Here is a 1,783-nt window from a genome sequence, read left to right as displayed (position 1 = left end):
CGCCGGCTTCCTTCAGATTCCACCTCGCGATGGACACCCTTGCCTTAAGCTAACGGCTACTACTACCTTCGCCGTTCAGGACTTTCACCTTATAGGCAACACCCATGCCGGGCGCACAGAATTATAAAAGCAGGCTATAACGCCTGCTTTTCCATATTAAGCATTTTTTCTTTTAAGGATAGTCCCCCGGCAAATCCTCCCAGGCCGCCACCGGCAGCCAGGACACGATGTCAGGGGATTATTACCGGAATTTTGTTGGTAGCCATGGCCCGTCCTACCGCCCGGGCTGCTTTAGGGTTTCCCGAAAGACCTGCTAATTCACCATAGGTAACGGTTGCCCCGTAGGGAATTTTTCGAAGCTTTTCATATACTTTGCGGGCAAAGGGCAAAGCCCAGCTTAAATCTAAAGGCAAAAAAGAAAAATCCACTTTTTCCCCGGCATAATAGCGCTTTAATAATTCGGCAGTTTGACAAAATAATTCGGATTTTACTGGATTTATCTCTACGCCGATTTCTTCCAAGGCAGCGTTTGGAGTAGCTTTAGGAAGGGAGACTGCATAAACCCCCTTCTCCGAAACTGCAATGGCTACATAACCGTAATCAGTTATAATGACATCACATTCCATCTTAGAGCCCCCTTTTTGAAAGCTTGAGGATTAGCTAAACAGGGGAGTGGATAGGTAACGTTCTCCGGTATCGGGCAAAATAACCACGATAAGTTTTCCTTCATTTTCCGGTCGCCTGGCCACTTCTAACGCTGCCCACAGGGCTGCTCCGGAAGAAATACCTACCAGTACCCCTTCTTCTCTTATAATCTTTTTCGCCATGGCAAAGGCATCTTCGTTTTCAACCTGAATAATTTCATCCACTACATCCCTATTAAATATTTTGGGAACAAACCCAGCACCGATCCCCTGGATTTTATGAGGGCCGGGTTTCCCTCCCGATAATACCGGTGAAGCAGCCGGCTCCACGGCTACTATCTTTACCCCCGGCTTTTTGGATTTCAGCACTTCTCCCACACCGGTAATGGTACCTCCGGTACCAACCCCGCCTACCACAATGTCTACCATACCGTCAGTATCTTCCCAAATTTCCAGAGCGGTGGTTTTCCGATGAATTTCCGGATTAGCCGGGTTTTCAAACTGCTGCGGAATAAACACTTTAGGGTATTGCTTCGCCAGCTCCAGGGCTTTATTTACAGCACCGGTCATCCCCAGTTCGCCGGGAGTCAGAACTATTTCCGCCCCGTAGGCTTTTAAAAGCATTCGCCGCTCCACACTCATGGTTTCGGGCATGGTAATAATTAAGCGATAACCCCGGGCTGCAGCCACCATAGCAAGGCCAATCCCGGTATTCCCAGACGTAGGTTCTATAATGACGGTATCTTTATCCAAAAGCCCCTGTTCTTCAGCAACTTTAATCATGTTAAACGCAATACGATCTTTAACACTTCCCCCCGGGTTAAAATACTCCAGCTTGGCTACAACCGTCGCTTTTGCATCTTTGGTAACTTTTTTTAATTTCAACAACGGAGTTCTGCCGATAAGCTGGGTAATATCTTCATAAATCCGCATTATAAAATCACCTCATTTTAATATTGTCCTTCTAAACCCATTATATTAATTCCTACTAATCCTGTCAACTATTATGTTTTTAATCCAGAACAAATTCGCCCTTCGGGCGACTTAAAAGAGTAAGCAGCAATGTTTACTCTTTTTTTCCTTTATACACCATACCACCTGGACAGTAAGGGCATTCAAGAACTGGCATTTCCGATGAG

Annotated in this window: 2 protein-coding genes; both read right to left on the bottom strand. The window is 46.1% G+C overall.

What is annotated here, in order from left to right; translation table 11 throughout:
- Nucleotides 1-134: 134 nt before the first annotated feature.
- Nucleotides 135-626 carry a methylated-DNA--[protein]-cysteine S-methyltransferase gene (locus tag ciss_RS07590; protein ID WP_268874208.1) on the bottom strand — a complete coding sequence of 164 codons (492 nt, stop codon included), beginning with the start codon at nucleotides 624-626 and terminating at the stop codon, nucleotides 135-137.
- A gap of 30 nt (nucleotides 627-656) precedes the next feature.
- Entirely contained in the window at nucleotides 657-1,577 is a 921-nt protein-coding gene (gene cysK, locus ciss_RS07585) for a cysteine synthase A (RefSeq protein ID WP_201787783.1), read from the bottom strand.
- Between the last annotated feature and the right edge of the window lie 206 nt (nucleotides 1,578-1,783).

This window comes from Carboxydothermus islandicus (assembly GCF_001950325.1).
Taxonomy (GTDB): Bacteria; Bacillota; Z-2901; order Carboxydothermales; family Carboxydothermaceae; genus Carboxydothermus; species Carboxydothermus islandicus.
Note: the sequence above shows the minus strand (reverse complement) of the source record. Positions and strands in the feature narration are given on the sequence as shown.